16 protein-coding genes are annotated in these 18,131 nt (G+C 61.1%); 7 read left to right on the forward strand and 9 right to left on the reverse strand.

Translation table 11 applies throughout. The features are described from left to right. From DKY63_RS01985 to DKY63_RS01995, 3 genes are all read left to right on the forward strand, one after another. Positions 1-2,169, forward strand: coding sequence for a xanthine dehydrogenase family protein molybdopterin-binding subunit (locus DKY63_RS01985; RefSeq protein ID WP_110967818.1), 2,169 nt, complete (start codon positions 1-3; stop codon positions 2,167-2,169). A 1-nt stretch (position 2,170) separates the two neighbouring features. Next, positions 2,171-2,752 (forward strand): hypothetical protein, encoded by a 582-nt coding sequence (locus tag DKY63_RS01990; RefSeq protein ID WP_110962560.1) that lies wholly within the window; start codon positions 2,171-2,173, stop codon positions 2,750-2,752. A 73-nt stretch (positions 2,753-2,825) separates the two neighbouring features. After that, a complete protein-coding gene (locus DKY63_RS01995) occupies positions 2,826-3,398 on the forward strand; it encodes a GGDEF domain-containing protein (RefSeq protein ID WP_110962561.1) in 573 nt (190 codons plus the stop codon). 118 nt (positions 3,399-3,516) lie between these two features. Here DKY63_RS01995 and DKY63_RS02000 read toward each other — a convergent pair whose 3' ends face one another. Then, the gene (locus DKY63_RS02000; protein ID WP_110962562.1) at positions 3,517-3,942 is read right to left on the reverse strand and encodes a VOC family protein; all 426 of its coding nucleotides are present in this window, start codon (positions 3,940-3,942) and stop codon (positions 3,517-3,519) included. 113 nt (positions 3,943-4,055) lie between these two features. Between DKY63_RS02000 and DKY63_RS02005 the strand changes: the two genes are divergently transcribed. After that, on the forward strand, positions 4,056-4,916 hold the full coding sequence (locus tag DKY63_RS02005; RefSeq protein WP_110962563.1) for a LysR family transcriptional regulator: 861 nt from the start codon (positions 4,056-4,058) through the stop codon (positions 4,914-4,916). A gap of 179 nt (positions 4,917-5,095) precedes the next feature. Here the strand turns inward: DKY63_RS02005 and fabI are convergent, their stop codons facing one another. From fabI to gloB, 8 genes are all read right to left on the reverse strand, one after another. Beyond that, positions 5,096-5,890 carry an enoyl-ACP reductase FabI gene (gene fabI, locus DKY63_RS02010; protein ID WP_110962564.1) on the reverse strand — a complete coding sequence of 265 codons (795 nt, stop codon included), beginning with the start codon at positions 5,888-5,890 and terminating at the stop codon, positions 5,096-5,098. Between the two features lie 19 nt (positions 5,891-5,909). Beyond that, a complete protein-coding gene (locus tag DKY63_RS02015; RefSeq protein WP_110962565.1) occupies positions 5,910-7,520 on the reverse strand; it encodes an ABC transporter ATP-binding protein in 1,611 nt (536 codons plus the stop codon). Between the two features lies 1 nt (position 7,521). Continuing rightward, positions 7,522-8,541, reverse strand: coding sequence for an ABC transporter permease (locus DKY63_RS02020; RefSeq protein ID WP_110962566.1), 1,020 nt, complete (start codon positions 8,539-8,541; stop codon positions 7,522-7,524). A 1-nt stretch (position 8,542) separates the two neighbouring features. After that, a complete protein-coding gene (locus tag DKY63_RS02025; protein ID WP_110962567.1) occupies positions 8,543-9,616 on the reverse strand; it encodes a microcin C ABC transporter permease YejB in 1,074 nt (357 codons plus the stop codon). Between the two features lie 4 nt (positions 9,617-9,620). Continuing rightward, complete coding sequence (locus DKY63_RS02030; protein ID WP_110962568.1) at positions 9,621-11,462, reverse strand: extracellular solute-binding protein; 1,842 nt, start codon at positions 11,460-11,462, stop codon at positions 9,621-9,623. Continuing rightward, positions 11,459-13,291, reverse strand: coding sequence for an extracellular solute-binding protein (locus DKY63_RS02035; RefSeq protein WP_110962569.1), 1,833 nt, complete (start codon positions 13,289-13,291; stop codon positions 11,459-11,461). The genes DKY63_RS02030 and DKY63_RS02035 overlap by 4 nt, the downstream gene beginning before the upstream one ends. A gap of 277 nt (positions 13,292-13,568) precedes the next feature. After that, the gene (locus DKY63_RS02040; protein ID WP_110962570.1) at positions 13,569-15,020 is read right to left on the reverse strand and encodes a transglycosylase SLT domain-containing protein; all 1,452 of its coding nucleotides are present in this window, start codon (positions 15,018-15,020) and stop codon (positions 13,569-13,571) included. A gap of 99 nt (positions 15,021-15,119) precedes the next feature. Continuing rightward, complete coding sequence (gene gloB / locus DKY63_RS02045; RefSeq protein WP_110962571.1) at positions 15,120-15,887, reverse strand: hydroxyacylglutathione hydrolase; 768 nt, start codon at positions 15,885-15,887, stop codon at positions 15,120-15,122. Positions 15,888-15,952: 65 nt separating this feature from the next. Between gloB and DKY63_RS02050 the strand changes: the two genes are divergently transcribed. The 3 genes from DKY63_RS02050 (at position 15,953) to dnaQ (ending at position 18,066) form a co-directional block, all read left to right on the forward strand. Beyond that, positions 15,953-16,711: a methyltransferase domain-containing protein gene (locus DKY63_RS02050; protein ID WP_110962572.1), complete on the forward strand. Its 759-nt coding sequence runs from the start codon at positions 15,953-15,955 to the stop codon at positions 16,709-16,711. Between the two features lie 95 nt (positions 16,712-16,806). Further along, positions 16,807-17,250, forward strand: a complete 444-nt coding sequence (gene rnhA, locus DKY63_RS02055; protein WP_110962573.1) for a ribonuclease HI — start codon at positions 16,807-16,809, stop codon at positions 17,248-17,250. Positions 17,251-17,307: 57 nt separating this feature from the next. Beyond that, positions 17,308-18,066, forward strand: a complete 759-nt coding sequence (gene dnaQ, locus DKY63_RS02060) for a DNA polymerase III subunit epsilon (RefSeq protein ID WP_110962574.1) — start codon at positions 17,308-17,310, stop codon at positions 18,064-18,066. Positions 18,067-18,131 lie beyond the last annotated feature (65 nt).

An 18,131-nucleotide genomic window follows, 5' to 3' on the forward strand; every position in this document is an offset into this window, starting at 1 on the left:
ATGAACGCTCTCAATCCGCTGTCTCGTCGTGGTTTTCTGAAAGGTAGCGCCGTATTGGGCGGCGGGCTGGTGGTGGCGTTTGTCATTCCCGGCGCACATCGTTTTGCCCTTGGCGCGGAGAACGAAGGCAGTGTGTTCGCACCCAACGCCTTCCTGCGCATCGGCAATGACAACAGCGTCACGGTGCTGTTGGGGCATTCGGAAATGGGCCAGGGCATCTGGACCGGCCTTACCATGTTGATTGCCGAAGAGCTTGACGCCGACTGGTCGAAGATCCGTGTCGAACATTCCCCGGCCTCTGCCAGGGACTATGGGCTTCCCGGGTTTGGCGGCATGCAGATCACCGGCGGCTCGACCTCGACCTGGATGGAGTTCGACCGCTACCGCCAAGCCGGCGCGGCGGCCCGGATGATGTTGGTCGAGGCGGCGGCCAAGCGCTTCAACGTCGCGCCGTCGACGATTCGCACCGAGTCCGGCGTGGTGATTGCCGGCGACCAGCGCGCCAGCTACGGCGAACTGGCCGATGATGCCGGCAAGCTGCCGGTGCCGGATCCTGCTTCGATCAAGCTCAAGGAGGCCAAGGACTGGACGATCATCGGCAAACCCACCAAGCGCCTGGACACGCCGGAGAAAATCACCGGCCGCGCGAAGTTCGGCATGGACGTGCAGTTCGACGGTCTGCTGACGGCAATGGTCGCCCGTCCGCCGGGGTTCGGTGGCAGCGTCAAATCCTTCGAGGGTGCCCAGACGCTGGCCATTCCGGGCGTGCGCAAAGTGGTGCAGGTGCCGACCGGCGTGGCGGTGATCGCCGATCATTATTGGGCGGCGAAATTGGGGCGCGATGCATTGCACGTGGAATGGGACCTGGGGCCGAATGCCGGGCTCGACAGTCAGAAACTGCTGGAGAGCTTTCGCAAACTCGCGGCTACTCCGGGCCTGCCCGCCAGTCAGGCCGGTGATGCCAAGGCCGCATTGGCCAAGGCGACCAAAACCATCGACGTCGAGTACAGCGTGCCGTACCTGGCTCACGCGCCCATGGAGCCGCTCAATTGCACGGTGAAAATCACCCAGGACAAATGCGAGATCTGGACCGGTACGCAGTTCCAGACCCTGGACCAGATGATCGCCGGGAAAATCACCGGGCTCAAACCCGAGCAGGTCGAGATCCACACCGAATTCCTCGGTGGTGGTTTCGGTCGGCGGGCCAACCCGACCTCGGATTTCGTTGCTGAAGCGGTGCAGGTCGCCAAGGCTGCCGGCGCGCCGGTGAAAACCGTGTGGGCACGGGAAGATGACATCCGTGGCGGTTATTACCGCTCGGCATTTTTGCATCAGGCGCGGATCGGGCTGGGGCCGGATGGCCTGCCGATGGCGTGGAAGCATGTACTGGTCGGCCAGTCGATCATGGCCGGCACTTCGCTTGAGGCGGCGATGGTCAAGGACGGCATCGACAAGACCTCGGTGGAGGGTGTGGCGGACAGTCCCTACCTGGAAGACCTGGCGGACCATCAGGTCCAGCTGCATTCGCCGAAAACCGGGATCAGCGTGCTCTGGCTGCGTTCGGTGGGGCATACCCATACCGCGTTCGTCATGGAATCGCTGATCGACGAACTGGCCACGGCGGCGGGCAAGGATCCGGTGGAGTACCGAAGAACCCTGCTCAAGAATCATCCGCGGCATCTGGGTGTGTTGAATCTGGCGGTGGAGAAGGCCAACTGGAAGGCGCCGTTACCGGATGGCCATGCCCTGGGTGTCGCGGTGCATGAATCCTTCGGCAGTTATGTGGCGCATGTTGCCGAGGTCTCCCAGGACAATTTGGCTATTCGCGTGCATCGGGTGGTGTGTGCGGTGGACTGCGGGATCGCGGTCAACCCCAAGAGCATCGGGGCGCAGATGGAGTCGTGCATCGCCTTCGGCCTGGGCTTCACCTTGCACAGCAAGCTGACGATCAGGGACGGGCAAGTGGTGCAGTCCAACTACCACGATTACCAGGTGCTGCGGCTGCATGAGATGCCGGTGGTCGAGGTGCACATCCTGCCCAGCAGCGAGAAGCCCGGTGGCATCGGCGAGGCCGGCGTGCCGCCCACGGCGCCGGCGGTGGCCAACGCGGTGTTCGCCCTGACCGGGCAACGCCTGCGGGAACTGCCGCTGCAACTGTCGGGGGTGTGAGATGAAACGCCATCACTGGATTCTCGGAACGCTGATCCTGGTGTGCCTGTTCATCTATGCCACCGAGTTGTTCGCCGATGACAAGGAGGCGCTGAAGGCTTTCGACACCGTGCAGCAGGTCTTCCAGAGCCCCCGTTGCCAGAACTGCCATATCCCGGGTGATTCGCCGTTACAGTTCGATGCCGGAAAACCCCACGCGATGAACGTGGTGCGTGGCATGGACGGCAAGGGTGCTGCGGGTTTGCCCTGCGCCACGTGCCATGCCGAGGCCAATCCACCGGCCAGTTACGGCCCGGCGGCGCCACCGGGTGCACCCCATTGGAGCCTGCCGCCAGCCGCGCACAAGATGGCCTGGATCGGCCTGCCACCCGACAGGCTGTGCAACATGATCAAGGATCGCGCGAGCAACGGCGATCGTGATTTCGCTGCGCTGATCAAGCATGTCAGCGAAGACAAGCTGGTGCTGTGGGGCTGGAATCCGGGGGGCAATCGCGCACCGGTGCCGGTGCCGCACGATGTTTTTGTCACGCAATTCAAGCTGTGGGCTGACGCCGGAGGGCCGTGTCCGGTGGCCGGTACATGACCATCGGTCAATGAATTCGGAGTCAAACCCGCAATCGAGGACTCTAAAACTATAACCAAGAAGGGAGAATCCGATGCTGACCTCAGGCAAACCGCACAAGACACGCGTATGTGCAGGGACGCCGCAACACGAACGCGAACTGCTGCGCGATCTGGCCCGCAAGGCCGAGCAAGAGTTGATCGGCGTGCAGATGGCGAGCATGGATGAATTGACGTTGTTACCCAACCGGCATGGCTTCATCGCCCTGGCCCAACTGGGGCTCGACGCCTGTCAACGATTGGGCCGGCCAGCGACGCTGCTGTTTTTCAATCTTGAAGAGTTCAAGCGCATCAACTACCTGTTCGGTCGATCCGAGGGCGATCACGCGCTGAAAACCTTCGCCGATGTGCTGAGCATCGGCTTCAGGGAAAGCGACGTGATTGGCCGGCTGGAAGGCGCCACCTTCGTTGCCTTGCTCACTGGCTCGTGCGGCGTGGATGTCGCGGCGATCAAGGCGCGGCTGGAGGAGATGCTCGATGAGCGCAATACCATGAAGCATCGCGGGTATGGGATTCGCTTCAGCATTGGGCAGGTCGAGCATGATCCCGGGCAGCATGAGACGGTGGAGGAGTTGTTGGTGGAGGCTGAGCGGGTGTTGGGCCGTTGATACTGCGGTGTTTGGACTGCCCCCATCGCGAGCAGGCTCGCTCCCACAATGAGCTTTGTGAATACACATCCACTGTGGGAGCGAGCCTGCTCGCGATGGGGCCATTGCAGGCGACACCCTATTTGGCAAACAACTGCCCAATATCCTTGAACGCCTTGAACTCCAGCGCATTGCCGCACGGATCAAACAGAAACATCGTCGCCTGTTCCCCGACCAACCCCTGAAAGCGGATACCCGGTTCGATCACGAAGCGGGTTTCCAGCGATTTCAAGCGTTCGGCCAGCGCTTCCCATTCCGCCATCCCCAACACCACACCGAAATGCGGCACCGGTACGTCATGGCCGTCCACCGCGTTGGTGTGGGCGGCTTCCTGCGAGGCGTTTTTCGGCGCCAGGTGGATCACCAGTTGATGGCCAAAGAAGTTGAAATCGACCCAGTGATCGCTGGAGCGGCCTTCTTCGAGGCCGAACACGCTGCCGTAGAAGTGTCGGGCGGCGGCCAGGTCATATACCGGGATGGCGAGGTGGAAAGGGGACAGTTGCATCAGGTATGCCTCGGTTCTCAGGAGATTCTGGTCAGTCTAGCGCTATATTTTTCGATTGAATGACGATAGTTTTTGTGGCGAGCAAGAATAATTTCGATCAATCGAGGGTCGTCATGCTGCGAGAACTGAAGACTTTCATCGCCGTGGCCCGCTACGGCACTTTCGCTGCGGCGGGTATGCACATCGGCCTGACGCAGTCGGCGGTCAGTGCGCAGATTCGCAATCTGGAGCAGGCGTTGGGCATCCGTCTGTTCGATCGTACCGGGCGTCAGGCGCTGCTCAATGCGTCTGGACAGCGGGCGTTGCCGATGGCCAGGGAGATGCTGGAGATCTTCGGTCGCATGGCGATCAGCGATGATGTCAGTGAGTACCGGGGCGAGTTGAAGATTGGCGCGGTGGCCACGGCGCAGACTGGCCTGCTGCCTCAGGCGCTGTTGCGTTTGCGTCAGCAGGCGCCTCGGCTGGAGCCGAAACTGGTGCCCGGTGTGTCGCTGAACCTGCTGAGTCAGGTGGACACCGGGGAAGTGGACCTGGCCATCATGATCAAGCCTCCGTTCGAGTTGCCCAAGGAGCTGTCGGCCCAGGTTATTCGCCGTGAACCGTTTGTGCTGATCGTGCCCATGGACCTTGAGGGCGAGGAGCCGCTAAAGATACTCGCCGAGCATCCCCATGTGCGCTACGACCGCAACTCATTCGGCGGGCGCCTGGTGACGCGGTTTCTGCGTGAGCAGCAGATTGACGTGCAGGTGGCGCTGGAGCTGGATGAACTTGAGGCCATTGTGAAAATGGTCGAGTGCGGGTTGGGTGTTTCGCTGTTGCCGCAAGCCGGGTTGTGGCTGGAGCATGGGGCGAAGGTCAGGGTGATCCGGTTGGGGGAACTGACGTTTTACCGGGAAATGGTGCTGTTGCAGCGCTATAGCCAGCGGCAGCAGCCGATTCAGCAGTTGTTTGCCGAATGTCTGAACACCGTATAACCCTGTAGGAGCGAGCCTGCTCGCGATGGACGTTAACGATAACGAGGGAAGCCTGACACCCCGTGGCGTTCTCGGGTTCATCGCGAGCAGGCTCGCTCCTACAGTGGATGGTGTCGTGCGTTAAATCGCAGGCACAAAAAACCCGCCAATCAGGCGGGTTTTTATTGGCTAACCGAAGATCACTCTTCGATGTTGCCCATGGCGGTGGTGTTGAAGCCGCCGTCCACGTACATGATTTCGCCACTGATGCCGGATGCCAGGTCCGAGCACAGGAACGCGCCGGCGTTGCCGACTTCTTCGATGGTGACGTTGCGACGCAGCGGGGTTTGCGCTTCGTTGGCAGCCAGCATCTTGCGGAAGTTCTTGATGCCGGAAGCGGCCAGGGTGCGGATCGGGCCTGCCGATACGGCGTTGACGCGGGTGCCTTCCGGGCCCAGGGAGCCGGCCAGGTAGCGTACGCCAGCTTCCAGGGAAGCCTTGGCCATGCCCATCACGTTGTAGTTCGGCATGGTGCGCTCGGCGCCCAGGTACGACAGGGTCAGCAGGCTGCCGTTGCGGCCTTTCATCATGTCGCGACCGGCCTTGGCCAGGGCCACGAAACTGTAGGCGCTGATGTCGTGAGCGATGCGGAAACCGTCACGGGTGGTGGCTTCGGTGAAGTCGCCGTCCAGTTGGTCGCCCGGGGCGAAGCCGACGGAGTGCACGATGCAGTCCAGGCCGTCCCACTTCTTGCTCAGCTCTTCGAAAACCTTGGCGATTTCTTCATCGCTGGCCACGTCGCACGGGAAGCACAGCTCAGGGCTCGAACCCCAGCCTTGTGCGAATTCTTCGACACGACCCTTGAGTTTGTCGTTCTGATAAGTGAAGGCAAGCTCAGCGCCCTCGCGATGCATGGCGGCGGCGATGCCGGATGCGATGGACAGCTTGCTGGCGACACCGACGATCAGTACGCGCTTACCGGCGAGAAAACCCATGTGTTGCTCCTCTTTCAGGTTATTGCGCAGTTTCCGGAGCCAGGAAGGCGGCTTCCAGTAACTGCTGTGTATACGGATGTTGGGGGGCGGCAAAAATGCTTTGCGCGTCTCCCTGTTCGACCACTTGGCCATGCTTGACCACCATCAGCTGGTGGCTCAGCGCCTTGACCACAGCCAGGTCATGGCTGATAAACAGATACGTCAGGTTGTACTTGGTTTGCAGTGAACGCAAAAGCTCCACCACTTGGCGTTGTACGGTGCGGTCCAGGGCCGAAGTCGGCTCGTCCAGCAAAATCAACGCCGGTTTTAGCACTAATGCCCGGGCAATGGCGATTCTCTGCCGTTGCCCGCCGGAAAATTCGTGGGGGTAGCGGTTCCGGGTTTCCGGGTCCAGACCTACCTCCTTGAGTGCCGCAATAATCGCTTGTTCCTGTTCCGCCTCGGTGCCGATCTTGTGAATCCGCAGGCCTTCGCCAACGATCTGGCTCACGCACATCCGTGGGCTCAGGCTGCCGAACGGGTCCTGGAACACCACCTGCATCTCGCGACGCAGTGGCCTGACCTGTTGTTGCGTCAGGCAGTCTAGCTGTTTGCCTTCAAAACGGATCGCACCTTGGCTGGCGATCAACCGCAGGATCGCCAGACCCAGGGTCGACTTGCCGGACCCGCTTTCGCCCACAATCCCCAGGGTCTGGCCCTGGGGCAGGTTGAAGTTGATGCCGTCCACCGCCTTGACGTAATCCACCGTGCGCTTGAGCAGGCCCTTTTTGATCGGAAACCAGACCTTGAGGTCCTCGACCGACAGCAGCGGCGGCCCTATTTCATTGGTCGCCGGCGTCCCGCTGGGCTCCGCTGCCAGCAGGATCCGGGTGTACGGATGCTGCGGCGCGCGAAACAATTCTTCACACGATGCCTGTTCGACGATGCAACCGCGCTGCATGACACATACGCGATGCGCAATTCTTCGCACAAGGTTCAAATCGTGGCTGATCAGCAGCAAGGCCATGCCCAGGCGGGCCTGTAATTCCTTGAGCAATTCGAGGATTTTCAGCTGAACCGTCACATCCAGCGCGGTGGTTGGCTCGTCGGCAATCAGCAATTCCGGCTCGTTGGCCAGCGCCATGGCGATCATCACCCGCTGGCGCTGGCCGCCGGACAATTCATGGGGCAGGGCCTTGAGGCGTTTCTCGGGCTCGGGAATGCCGACCATTTCCAGCAGTTCGAGGGTGCGCTTGGTTGCGACCTTGCCGACCAGACCCTTGTGGATGCCCAGCACCTCGTTGATCTGCTTCTCGATCGAGTGCAGCGGATTGAGCGAGGTCATCGGCTCCTGGAAGATCATCGCGATCCGGTTGCCGCGGATGTGGCGGATGGTTTTCTCTTTCAGGTTCAGCAGATTCTGCCCGGAATACTCGATGGTGCCCGACGGATGCCGGGCGAGCGGGTAGGGCAGCAGGCGCAGGATCGAGTGCGCGGTCACTGATTTGCCCGAGCCGGACTCACCCACCAGCGCCAGGGTTTCGCCACGCTTGATGTCGAAGCTGACGTTCTCGACCACCCGCTGGCTGTGTGCGCCGACGACGAATTCGACGGCGAGGTCGCGCACTTCGATCAGATTGTCCTGATTCATTTCACTTCCTCGGGTCGAAGGCATCGCGAGCGGACTCGCCGATGAATACCAGCAGGCTCAACATCAGCGCCAGCACGGCAAACGCGCTCATGCCCAGCCACGGTGCCTGCAGGTTGGATTTGCCCTGGGCCACCAGTTCACCCAGCGACGGGCTGCCGGCCGGCAGACCGAAGCCAAGGAAGTCCAGGGCGGTCAGGGTACCGATGGCGCCGGTGAGGATGAAGGGCATGAAGGTCATGGTCGAGACCATGGCGTTGGGCAGGATGTGGCGGAACATGATCGCGCCATTTTGCATGCCCAGCGCCCGGGCCGCACGCACGTATTCAAGGTTGCGGCCGCGCAGGAACTCGGCGCGGACCACGTCCACCAGGCTCATCCAGGAAAACAGCAGCATGATGCCCAGCAACCACCAGAAATTCGGCTGCACGAAACTGGCAAGGATGATCAGCAGGTACAGCACCGGCAATCCGGACCAGATCTCCAGGAAGCGCTGCCCGGCGAGGTCGACCCAGCCGCCGTAGAAACCCTGCAAGGCCCCGGCGACCACACCGATGATCGAGCTGAGGAGGGTCAGGGTCAGGGCGAACAGCACCGACACACGAAAGCCATAGATCACCCGAGCCAGCACGTCGCGGCCCTGGTCGTCGGTGCCCAGCAGGTTATCCGCCGACGGCGGCGCGGGGGCCGGGACCCGCAGGTCGTAGTTGATGCTCTGGTAGCTGAACGGAATCGGCGCCCACAGCACCCAGGCATCCTTGGCCTTGAGCAGTTCGCGGATGTACGGGCTCCTGTAGTTGGCTTCCAGCGGGAATTCGCCGCCGAAGGTGGTTTCCGGGTAGCGCTTGAGTGCGGGGAAGTACCAGCCGTTGTCGTAGTGCACCACCAGCGGTTTGTCGTTGGCGATCAACTCGGCGCCCAGGCTGGCGCCGAACAGGATCAGGAACAGCCACAGCGACCACCAGCCACGCTTGTTGGCCTTGAACAGTTCGAAGCGGCGGCGATTGAGAGGGGACAGGTTCATCTCAATGCTCCCGGCTTTCGAAGTCGATGCGCGGATCGACAAAGGTGTAGGTGAGATCACCGATCAATTTCACCACCAGCCCAAGCAGAGTGAAGATGAACAGCGTACCGAAGACCACCGGGTAGTCGCGGTTGATCGCGGCTTCGAAACTCATCAGGCCGAGGCCGTCAAGGGAGAAAATCACTTCCACCAGCAGCGAACCGGTGAAGAAGATGCCGATGAAGGCCGACGGGAAGCCGGCGATCACCAACAGCATGGCGTTACGGAACACGTGGCCGTAGAGCACGCGGTTTCGGGTCAAACCCTTGGCCTTGGCGGTGACCACGTACTGCTTGTTGATCTCGTCGAGGAAGCTGTTTTTGGTGAGCAGGGTCATGGTGGCGAAGTTGCCGATCACCAGAGCGGTCACCGGCAGCGCCAGGTGCCAGAAGTAGTCGAGGATCTTGCCGCCCAGGCTCAGCTCATCGAAGTTGTTCGAAGTCAGCCCCCGCAACGGGAACCAGTCCAGATAGCTGCCCCCGGCAAACACCACGATCAGCAGGATGGCGAACAGGAACGCCGGGATTGCGTAGCCGACGATGATGGCCGAGCTGGTCCAGACGTCGAAGTGGCTGCCGTGTCGCGTGGCCTTGGCGATCCCCAGCGGGATCGACACCAGGTACATGATCAGGGTGCTCCACAGCCCGAGGGAGATCGATACCGGCATTTTTTCCTTGATCAGGTCGATGACCTTGGCATCACGGAAAAAGCTGTCGCCGAAATCCAGCCGCGCATAGTTCTTGACCATGATCCATAAGCGTTCCGGCGCCGACTTGTCGAAGCCGTACATATGTTCGATTTCCTTGATCAGCGCCGGATCCAGGCCCTGTGCGCCACGATAGGCGGAGCCGGCCACCGACACTTCCGCGCCGCCACCGGCAATGCGGCTGGTGGCGCCTTCGAAGCCTTCGAGCTTGGCGATCATCTGCTCCACCGGCCCGCCGGGCGCGGCCTGGATGATCACGAAGTTGATCAGTAAAATGCCGAACAGGGTCGGAATGATCAGCAGCAGTCGCCGAAAAATGTACGCCAGCATCTGATTACTCCGTGCCCGCAGGGTCGGCTTGCAGTTTGGTTTCGATCTCTATCGCCGGCTTGGCATCGGGCTTGACCCACCAGGTGGCGGTGCCGATGTCGTATTTGGGGGAGACCTTCGGATGGCCGATGTGGTTCCAGTAGGCCACGCGCCAGGTTTTGATGTGCCAGTTGGGGATCACGTAATAGCCCCATTGCAGCACGCGGTCCAGTGCCCGTGCGTGGGCCACCAGGCTTTTGCGCGAATCGGCGTTGATCAGCTGCTCGACCAACTGGTCCACCACCGGGTCCTTGAGGCCCATGGAGTTGCGGCTGCCGGGTTTGTCGGCGGCCGCGGTCATCCAGAACTCGCGCTGTTCGTTGCCCGGCGAATTGGATTGCGGAAAGCTGCCGACGATCATGTCGAAGTCCCGCGAGCGCACACGGTTGACGTATTGCGAGACGTCGACCCGGCGGATCACCAGGTCGATTCCCAGGTCGCTCAGGTTGCGCTTGAACGGCAGCAGCACCCGCTCGAATTCGGTCTGCGCCAGCAAAAATTCGATGACCACCGGCTTGCCGTTGGCGTCGACCATCTTGTCATCGACGATGCGCCAGCCGGCTTCTTGCAGCAATTGATAGGCTTTGCGCTGCTGGGTGCGGATCATGCCGCTGCCGTCGGTGGTCGGGTTTTCAAAGGCTTCGCTGAACACTTGTGGCGGCAGTTTGCTGCGAAACGGCTCGAGGATCGCCAACTGATCAGCGTCCGGCAGGCCCGTGGCGGCCATCTCCGAGTTCTCGAAATAGCTGCGGGTACGGGCGTAGGCGCTGTTGAACAGCTGCTTGTTGGTCCATTCGAAGTCGAGCAGCAGGGTCAGGGCCTCGCGCACGCGCACGTCCTGGAACACCGGGCGACGCAGGTTGAACACGAAGCCTTGCATGCCGGTGGGGTTACCGTTGGGGATCTGTTCCTTGATCAACCGGCCTTCGGTGACGGCGGGAATGTTGTAGGCGTTGGCCCAGTTTTTCGCGGTCATTTCCAGCCAGTAATCAAACTGCCCGGCTTTGAGACCTTCCAACGCCACGGTGTTGTCGCGGTAGTAATCGGTGAGCATGACATCGAAGTTATAGAACCCGCGGTTGACCGGCAGGTCCTTGCCCCAGTAGTCCTTGACCCGCTCGTAGCGGACCGAGCGGCCGGCCTTCACTTCGGCGACCTTGTAAGGTCCGCTGCCCAACGGGGCTTCGAGGTTGCCTTTGTTGAAGTCCCGGGTCGCCCACCAATGCTTGGGGAGTACCGGCAACTGGCCGAGGATCAGGGGGAGTTCGCGGTTGTTGCTGTGCTTGAACTTGAACAGCACGGTCAGCGGATCTTCGGCGACCACGTCTTCGACGTCGTTGTAGTAGCCGCGATACATCGGCGCGCCATCCTTGATCAGGGTCTGGAAGCTGAAGACCACGTCTTCGGCACGTACCGGATGGCCGTCGTTGAAACGGGCTTCGGGGCGCAGGTAAAAACGCACCCAGTCGTTGTTCGGGGCTTTTTCGATCTTGGCGGCGATCAGGCCGTATTCAGTGAAGGGTTCGTCCAGGCTGTGCTTGGTCAGCGTGTCGTAGATCAGGTCGATATCGTTGGCCGACACGCCCTTGCTGATGAACGGGTTGAGGCTGTCGAAACCGCCGAAGCCGGCTTGGCGAAAGATCCCGCCCTTGGGCGCGTCCGGGTTGACGTAGTCGAAGTGCTTGAAGTCCGCCGGGTACTTCGGCGGCTCGTTGTACAGGGTCAGGGCATGTTGCGGCGCGGCACAGGCCAGCCCGGCAAACAACAAGGCGCTGGCCTGCAACAGCAGGGCGCTGATGGGTTTCATCGATCTTTCTCCGAAGATTTCAGCCACCAAGCGCTCAGGCCCAGGGTGTAGGGCGGCGTGGTGACAAAGGCCAACCGGTTGCGGTAAGCCAGGCGGTGATAATTGAGGTACCAGTTGGGAATGATGTAGTGCTGCCACAGCAGCACCCGGTCCAGCGCCTTGCCGGCAGCGACCTGGTCATCCCGGGTCTGGGCGGCCAGCAGTTGATCGAGCAGATGGTCGACCACCGGATTGGCGATGCCGGCGTAGTTCTTGCTGCCTTTGATCGCGGCCTGGCTGGAGTGAAAGTACTGCCACTGTTCCAGGCCGGGGCTCAGGGTCTGGTTGAGGGTCATGAGGATCATGTCGAAATCGAACTGATCGAGGCGCTGTTTGTACTGGGCGCGATCCACCGTGCGGAGCCGGGCGTCGATGCCGATGCTGGCGAGGTTCTCGACGTAGGGCTGGAGGATACGTTCCAGGTTCGGATTGACCAGCAGGATCTCCAGTCGCAGCGGTTGTCCGGCAGCATTCTGCAGGCGCTGGCCATTGAGCTTCCAGCCGGCTTCGGCCAACAGTCCCAGGGCCTTGCGCAGGGTCTCCCGGGGAATGCCCTGACCCTGAGTCTGCGGGAGGCTGAACGGCTCGGTAAACAATCGGGCGGGCAACTGCTCGCGCCAGGGCTTGAGCAACAGCCATTCATGGCCGACCGGCAGGCCGGTGGCGGAGAATTCGCTGTTGGGGTAATAGCTCAGGGCGCGCTTGTAGGCGCCGCTGAACAGGGTACGGTTGGTCCACTCGAAATCGAACATCAAACCCAGCGCTTCACGCACCTTGGGCTCGGCGAACGTCGGGCGACGGCTGTTCATGAACAGACCCTGGCTCTGGGTCGGGATCTGGTGCGGGATCTGCGCCTTGATCATCTCGCCCCGGCGTATTGCCGGAAAGTTGTAGCCGGTGTCCCAGTTCTTCGCCTGATGCTCGATATAGATGTCGAACTCGCCGGCCTTGAACGCTTCGAACGCGACATCGCTGTCGCGGTAGAACTCGACCTCCATGCGATCGAAGTTGTACTTGCCGCGATTGACCGGCAAGTCCTTGCCCCAGTAGTCCTTGACCCGTTCGAACACGATCTGCCGACCCGGGGTGACCGAGGTGATGCGGTATGGCCCACTGCCCAAGGGTGGTTCGAAGGTGGTGGCCTTGAAATCACGACCTTTCCAGTAATGCTGCGGCAGCACCGGCAGCTCGCCCAAGCGCAGGATGAGCAAGGGATTGCCGGCCCGCTTGAACACGAAGCGAATGCGTTGCGGACTGAGAATGTCCACCCGCTGCACTTCCTGCAGGTTGGTGCGGTAGAGCGGGTGGCCCTCCTTGAGCAGCAGGCGGTAGGAGAACGCCACGTCGTAGGCGGTGATCGGGGTGCCATCGTGGAAGCGTGCTTCGGGGCGCAGGTTGAACACGACCCAGCTGCGGTCTTCGCTGTATTCCACTGATTGGGCGATCAGGCCATAGCTGGAGGTCGGCTCGTCTCCGGACGGTGCGTACTGGCCGGTGCCGACCATCAATGGTTCGTTGAGTTCGTTGATGCCGTACTGCAGGAAGTTCGGCGTGGTAACCGGGCTGGTGCCCTTGAAAGTGTAGGGATTGAGCGTATCGAAGGTGCCAAACGCCATCACCCGCAATGTGCCGCCCTTGGGCGCTTGCGGGTTGACCCAGTCGAAGTGGGTAAATCTGGCCGGGTACTTGAGCGTGCCGAACTGCGCATAACCATGGCTTTCGCTGATCGTCGCACTTGCGGGGGAGCTCAAGGCCAGGCTGATCAGGAGCGAGAGGAGGGCACGCTTCAAGTAAGGAATCCGATCCAGGCGGCTTGGGCTTTGTGGATCGTACAGTAACAGCTTGTATGGAATGGAAAAAGGCGGGGGTTAATGCTGGGTTAATTGCTTGAGAATCTGGTCGTTGTGGCGTCGCGCGGGGCTTTGGATATCTAGATCGATTTGCTTTCTGTAGGAGCAAGGCTTGCCCGCGATAGCGGTCTCAAGGTCACCATCGCGGGCAAGCCTTGCTCCTACAAGTATCTGCAAATCAACCTAAAAAAAGCCCCTGAAAATCAGGGGCTCATTTTTAGTGCGGGTTCGAGACCGTCAGCATCTGGCCAGGCTTGAGTGCCTGCCCGACACGGGGATTCCAGCGCTTGAGGTGTTGCATCTCAACGTTGAAGCGCTTGGCCACGATGTACAGCGAGTCACCTTGCTGGACCTTGTATTTGGCCTGTGGCTTTTTGGCTTCGCCTTTGGTTTTGGCGTTGTTGGCCGCAACCACGGTGTTGATGCGCCCGGAGCTGCGTTTGCTGGTGTCTTGCAGGACCAGTGTCTGGCCCGGCTTGAGGTTCTTGCCGCTCAGCTTGTTCCAGCGCTGCAGATCCTTGATGTCGAGGTTGTTGGCCTTGGCAATGGAGCCGAGGTTGTCACCGCGCTTGACCCGGTAATTGCGTCTGACGCTCGCCACCTGGGTATCGTCGGCACCTTCGAATACGGGTTTGAGCGCCTTCTTGCTGATCAGCTCTTCAGGACGCATGGTCTGCAGGCTGGTGGTCAGCAACTGTGCCTTGGACGTCGGCACCAGCAGATGCTGGGGGCCGTCGATGGTGGTGCGTTGCTTGAAGGCCGGGTTGAGCTGGAACAGTTCGTCTTCGTCGATGTTGGCTACGGCAGCAACCTTGGACAGGTCCATGCGCTGGTTGATTTCGACGACCTTGAAGTACGGCTCGTTGGCGATCGGATTGAGGTTCACGCCGTAGGCTTCGGGCGCCAGTACCACTTGCGACAGTGCCAGCAGCTTCGGCACGTAGGCCTGGGTTTCGGCAGGCAGCGGCAGGTTCCAGTAATCGGTTGGCAGTCCCAGCTTTTCATTGCGCTCGATGGCGCGGCTGACCGTGCCTTCACCGGCGTTGTAGGCGGCCAGGGCCAACAGCCAGTCACCGTTGAACATGTCGTGCAGACGGGTCAGGTAGTCCATCGCGGCGGTGGTCGATGCGGTGATATCGCGACGGCCATCATAGAAGCGGGTCTGACGCAGGTTGAAGTAACGCCCGGTGGAGGGAATGAATTGCCACAGGCCAACCGCATCGGCCCGGGAATAGGCCATCGGGTTATAGGCGCTTTCAATCACTGGCAGCAGTGCCAGCTCCAGCGGCATGTTGCGCTCTTCCAGGCGTTCGACGATGTAGTGAATGTAGAGGCTGCCGCGTTCGCCGGCGTTTTCGAGGAAAGAGGGATTGCTGGCGAACCACAGGCGTTGCTGCTCGATGCGCGGGTTGACGCCCAGGCCATCCTGCAACTGGAAGCCCTGGCGCATGCGCTCCCAGACGTCCTGCGGAATCTGCGGGCTCGGCTTTTCGCTGAGCCAGACGGGCTTCTGCTTGGCGCGCGCGGCAATATTCGGAGTGTGCGCCGCGTCGGTTTGCGGCGCATGGCTGGAACAGCCCGCCAATGTCGCGGACACAGCCACCGCTATGGCTTGCGCCAGGCGGGTTAACGCGTCCGAACTGATGGCATTTCGAATGGATGACGACATTGGCTGAACGTGAGTTCCGGGCAAAAATGTCGGGCGATTCTAGAAAGCGCACCCCCCGCGGTCAACCATTCGCGGTTTTCGTACCATCGTGCAGACTGTTCAGAACTTGTCTTTCCACGCTCTGAGCGTCGCAAAAACCATATCGGGCGCAGAGTTATCGGTGCCGGTCCGTTCGTCCGCTTTTTCTTTAACGGATGTTTCTGCGGTGCGCAAAAACGGATTTGTGCGCTTCTCCAGGGCGATTGTCGACGGCAGCGTGATGACACCGTCTTCCCGTTGACGGGTCACCGTCGCCAGGCGTTCGAGGGTGTCGGGATTGCCGGGTTCGACAGCGGCTGCGAAGCGCAAGTTGCTCAGGGTGTATTCATGGGTGCAGAACACCTGGGTGTCTTCGGGAAGCGCCGCGAGGCGGGACAGCGAGGCGTGCATTTGTTGCGGCGTGCCCTCGAACAGGCGCCCGCAACCGGCGGCGAACAGGGTGTCGCCACAAAACAGCAGGCCATGGTGATAATAGGCAATGTGCCCCAGGGTATGACCGGGCACGGCAATGATCTCGAAGTCATGGCCCAGCACCTGGATGTGATCGTTATCCTTGAGCGCGATATCCCGCCCCGGAATGTTTTCGCTGGCCGGTCCATAGACTTTTGCGTCTGTCGCTTTCTTGAGCTGCTCGACGCCGCCGACATGGTCATGATGATGGTGAGTGATCAGAATATCGCTGAGCACCCATCCCGGATTGGCCGAGAGCCAATTCTGTACCGGCGCGGCATCGCCCGGGTCGACCACCGCGCAACGTCGGCTGCTGTGGTCCTGGAGCAACCAGATGTAGTTGTCGGTGAAGGCGGGCAGGGCACTGATCTGTATCATCGTCGGATTCGCCAAGCGGAAAACAAAGGCGCATCTTAGAACTTCCTGACGCGTTGGAGAATGCAATGACCGATAAAGCGTTCGCTCAGGCTGATCCTGACTGGCTGGCGTTGATCAGCGCGGCGCGCGAGTGGCTGTCCGGCCCGCTCGGGCAGTTTTTGCTGGATGAAGAGCGACGCATGCTCGAGGAAGAGTTGGGCCGTTTCTTCGGCGGCTATCTGGTGCACTACGGACCGTCGGCCCAGACGCCGCCGTCGGCGCCGCAGGTGCAGCGCAATGTGCGTCTGGGGGCGCCATTGCCGGGGGTCGAGATCGTCTGCGAAGAGCAGGCCTGGCCATTGAGCGAACATGCCGCCGATGTCGTGGTGCTGCAGCACGGGCTGGATTTCTGTCTGTCACCCCACGGCCTGTTGCGCGAAGCGGCGAGCAGCGTGCGCCCCGGTGGACATCTGCTGATCATCGGTATCAATCCCTGGAGCAGCTGGGGGCTGCGGCACGTGTTCGCTCATGATGCTTTGCGCAAAGCCCGCTGCATCTCGCCGTCGCGGGTGGCTGACTGGCTGAACCTGCTGGGCTTCGCGCTGGAGAAACGTCGCTTCGGGTGCTATCGTCCGCCGCTTGCTTCGCCTGCCTGGCAGACCCGCCTGGCCGGTTGGGAGCGCATGGCCGGCAACTGGCAACTGTCCGGTGGCGGCTTCTATCTACTGGTCGCGCGCAAGATCGTGGTCGGCCTGCGGCCGGTCCGCCAGGAGCGCCGCGAGCCGATGGGCAAGCTGATTCCCTTGCCGATGGCCAAGGTCAATCGCCGCCGCATCGAACCGTAACACCTTCTTTTTTATATTTCCGGCCGGGGCTGCCCCGGTCTCGGGCGTTGTCGATCAGCGATCGGCGAGCCACCGTGTTTTCTGGATGGATTGGCATGAGCGATAGCGTAGAACTGTTCACCGATGGCGCCTGCAAGGGCAATCCCGGCCCTGGCGGCTGGGGCGCATTGCTGGTGTACAAGGGCGTTGAAAAGGAACTGTGGGGCGGTGAAGCCAACACCACCAACAACCGCATGGAGCTGATGGGCGCGATCCGTGGCCTGGAGGAGCTCAAGCGGCCCTGCGATGTGCTGCTGGTCACTGACTCGCAGTACGTGATGAAAGGCATCACCGAGTGGATGACCAACTGGAAAAAACGCGGCTGGAAGACCGCCGCGAAAGAGCCGGTGAAAAACGCCGACCTGTGGAAGATGCTCGATGAGCAGGTCAGTCGCCACAACGTCACCTGGAAGTGGGTGCGCGGGCACATTGGCCACCACGGCAACGAGCGTGCCGACCAGTTGGCCAACCGTGGCGTGGACGAAGTACGCGGACTGTAGGAGCGTGTTAGAATCGCCGCCTTTTTGCACGATTGACCGATTGAGAGCTGAGCACTGATGGCCACCAGATCCGTTGTACTCGACACCGAAACCACCGGCATGCCGGTGACCGACGGCCACCGGATTATCGAAATCGGTTGTGTCGAGCTGATCGGTCGGCGCCTGACCGGCCGGCATTTTCACGTTTACCTGCAACCGGACCGTGAAAGTGATGAAGGCGCCATCGGCGTCCACGGCATCACCAACGAATTCCTGGTGGGCAAGCCGCGTTTCGCCGAGGTGGCCGAAGAGTTCTTCGAGTTCATCAAGGGCGCGCAGCTGATCATCCATAACGCGGCGTTCGACGTTGGCTTCATCAACAACGAATTCGCCCTGATGGGCCAGCAGGATCGTGCGGACATCACACAGCATTGCTCGGTCCTCGATACCCTGCTGATGGCCCGGGAACGTCACCCGGGACAACGCAACAGCCTCGACGCCCTGTGCAAGCGTTATGGCGTCGACAACTCCGGCCGTGAACTGCACGGCGCCTTGCTCGACTCCGAGATTCTCGCCGACGTTTACCTGACCATGACGGGCGGCCAGACCAGCTTGTCCCTGGCGGGCAATGCCTCTGATGGCAACGGTTCCGGCGAAGGTGCGGACAACTCGGCCACTGAAATCCGTCGCCTGCCGGCAGACCGCAAACCGGGGCGCATCATCCACGCCAGCGAGGATGACCTGGCGCAACACGTGGCGCGGCTGGAAGTCATCAGCAAGTCAGCCGGGGCGCCGGCGTTGTGGTTGCAATTGGCCGAGGCTGAAGCTCAGGCGTAGGCAGCCATTCAAAAAAGATCGCTTTGTCTCTTGACCCTTTTCAGTGCATCGCGCTCGCCACATCC

Source organism: Pseudomonas putida (genome assembly GCF_003228315.1).
Lineage (GTDB): Bacteria > Pseudomonadota > Gammaproteobacteria > Pseudomonadales > Pseudomonadaceae > Aquipseudomonas > Aquipseudomonas putida_S.